This is a genomic window from Mycobacterium paraffinicum (assembly GCF_001907675.1).
Lineage (GTDB): Bacteria > Actinomycetota > Actinomycetes > Mycobacteriales > Mycobacteriaceae > Mycobacterium > Mycobacterium paraffinicum_A.
Genome location: NZ_MPNT01000073.1, coordinates 1 through 2,393 on the forward strand (window position 1 = coordinate 1; position 2,393 = coordinate 2,393).

Here is a 2,393-nt window from a genome sequence, read left to right on the forward strand (position 1 = left end):
ACCACCCCCCACCCCCCCCGCCCCCCGCCCCCCGCCCGACCCCCGCGCGCCACCACGGCGCCGTCGCCCTCCGCGACGACTGGGCGGCTGCGCTGCGCGAGGCGGGATTGAATCCACAGGCCCCCACGGCGTGGAGCGCCGAGGGATTGTTGGTGTACCTGCCGGAGGCGGCCCAGGACGCGCTGTTCGACAACATCACCGCCCTCAGCGCACCGGGCAGCCGGCTGGCCTTCGACTTCGTTCCCGACACCGCCGTTTTCACCGACCCGCGCTGGCGCGCCCACCACGACCGGATGAGCGAGCTCGGGTTCGAGGTCGACTTCAACGACCTCGTTTATCACGGCGAGCGCAGCCACGTCGTCGACCACTTGAGCCAGCGCGGCTGGGAGACGTCGTTGCGGACGGTTGCGGAATTGCACGCGGTCAACGGCTTCGCTTATGCCGACGACGAGGTCGCCCAGGCCTTCGCCGACGTTACCTACAGCAGCGCGGTGCTCGGATGATGAGCACCGAGCTGCCGTGGCCACCACGCGTTGGTGCCCCCACCAGGGCTCGAACCTGGGACCTGCGGATTAAAAGTCCGTAGCTCTACCAACTGAGCTATAGGGGCCGCGGAGATTCAGGATACTTGGGCCCCAAACGGGGCTCGTTTGAGGATTGGGCCCGCGGTGACCTAAGCTGACGTGGCTCCTAACGAAACCTCGTTGCGAGTACCCCGGAGTGATTCGGTTCTGGCCCCCATCGTCTAGTGGCCTAGGACGCCGCCCTTTCACGGCGGTAGCACGGGTTCGAATCCCGTTGGGGGTACGCAACGCGGTGACGCGGAGCAGCAGCAAGGCCCTGTGGCGCAGTTGGTTAGCGCGCCGCCCTGTCACGGCGGAGGTCGCGGGTTCGAGTCCCGTCAGGGTCGCCAATTCGGCGAGGCACTTCATGCCTTCCGGCCAGGTAGCTCAGTCGGTACGAGCGTCCGCCTGAAAAGCGGAAGGTCGGCGGTTCGATCCCGCCCCTGGCCACCAAGTATCTGTGCATTTCAGCGCCCCTTTTCGCTCTGTCTACGAACTCGTCATCACCGATTCGGACTCGGCGATGGGGCCAATATGGGGCCAAAAACGAGGTGCCGTCGCTGCCAACTCTGTATCGGATCCGTCCCCCTCGACTCTCCGCTGTCTTCGAGCGGAGCCCTACGCGACATGCGCGTGGCCAGTGGCGATTGCACTAGCACCTGCGAGGCACAATTGCGTCGTGCCCGTTCGCTGGTCAGTCGTGGCTGCCGACGACTGGGCTGTCGCTGGCCTCGAGAGCCAGGGCCAGCATCCGCACGACTGGCTCAAACATCCGTCGAGAGAGCGTACCTGGCTGTTCAAACCCGCACGGCCAGAGCGCGATCGTTCCCTCGGGGAAGACACTGTGGAGAAGCTCGGAAGCGAGATGGCTCGGCTGGTCGGAGTGCCGGCGGCCACGGTCGAACTAGCCACTCGGGGCGGGGTGCGTGGCGCATTGGTTGAAGACGTGCGATTGCCAGAGTGGGAATTGCAGGCAGGGCAGGCGCTAATGCCAGAGGTGGTTATCGATTACGACCCGACTGATCCTGAAGCGCGCGGATACAATGTCGGCTCTATCAGGCAGGCACTCACACGGTTTGGATCACCGCCAGGCTCATCGATGCCTACGTCGTTTCGGGCTTTCGATGCGTTCGCAGGATATCTCCTGTTTGACGCGTTGATCGCGCATGGAGATCGCCACGACCGCAACTGGGCCGTCCTTGTGCCGCCGCCGGACGTATCCGAGCCCTCTTTCGACCACGCAGCTAGCCTCGGCTTTACGTTGAGCGACGAACTGCGCGCCGAGCACTTACGCGACGGAACAGTGATGAAATGGGCAGAACGTGGGCACGCGAGCCGATTTGAGCATCGCAAGGGCACGCGTTGGCAGACACTCGTGGACCTGGCAGGCGACGCCATCAGACTCTGTGGACCGAGCACCCGCGAGTACTGGCGTGAACGGATACTGTCGCTTGAACGGCGGACCGTTGAGGACCTATTTGCTTCTGCCCCAGGGATGACGGAGACTGCGCACCGTTTCACGGTCGAACTCGTCAAGATTAATCGAGAGAGGTTGCTCGATGTCCTCGCCTGAATTGCTGTTATCGCGGACGTCAATGGCCACGCGACGCTTCGCTGTCGCATGGCGGAACCGGCGGCGACGCTTAAATTACGCCGGTGGCCGTACTAGACCACGGTGCCAAAGGCTATCGATTCCAGTACCTAGTTGCGTCCAGCAGAGTGGTGTACGAGCCGGTGATGACCGGCGTGTCGTAGCCGGATGAATGAAGGTCATCGCGTGATTCTTCGAGGGACCGACCAAAGTCACTCGAGCAAAGGAATCAACGCGAT

General features: G+C 63.6%; 2 protein-coding genes and 4 tRNA genes. 5 read left to right on the forward strand and 1 reads right to left on the reverse strand.

Going from position 1 to position 2,393, the window contains the following annotated elements; genetic code table 11:
- On the forward strand, positions 1-503 hold a 503-nt coding region (locus BRW65_RS30725), incomplete at its 5' end, for an SAM-dependent methyltransferase (protein WP_139273343.1).
- A gap of 31 nt (positions 504-534) precedes the next feature.
- Here BRW65_RS30725 and BRW65_RS30730 read toward each other — a convergent pair.
- Positions 535-610 (reverse strand) — tRNA-Lys (locus tag BRW65_RS30730).
- Between the two features lie 124 nt (positions 611-734).
- Here BRW65_RS30730 and BRW65_RS30735 point away from each other — a divergent pair.
- From BRW65_RS30735 to BRW65_RS30750, 4 genes are all read left to right on the forward strand, one after another.
- Positions 735-807: transfer RNA gene (locus tag BRW65_RS30735), tRNA-Glu, on the forward strand.
- A gap of 29 nt (positions 808-836) precedes the next feature.
- Positions 837-913, forward strand: a tRNA-Asp gene (locus tag BRW65_RS30740).
- A 26-nt stretch (positions 914-939) separates the two neighbouring features.
- Positions 940-1,016: transfer RNA gene (locus BRW65_RS30745), tRNA-Phe, on the forward strand.
- A 247-nt stretch (positions 1,017-1,263) separates the two neighbouring features.
- On the forward strand, positions 1,264-2,136 hold the full coding sequence (locus BRW65_RS30750; RefSeq protein ID WP_224113137.1) for a hypothetical protein: 873 nt from the start codon (positions 1,264-1,266) through the stop codon (positions 2,134-2,136).
- The last annotated feature ends 257 nt before the right edge of the window (positions 2,137-2,393 follow it).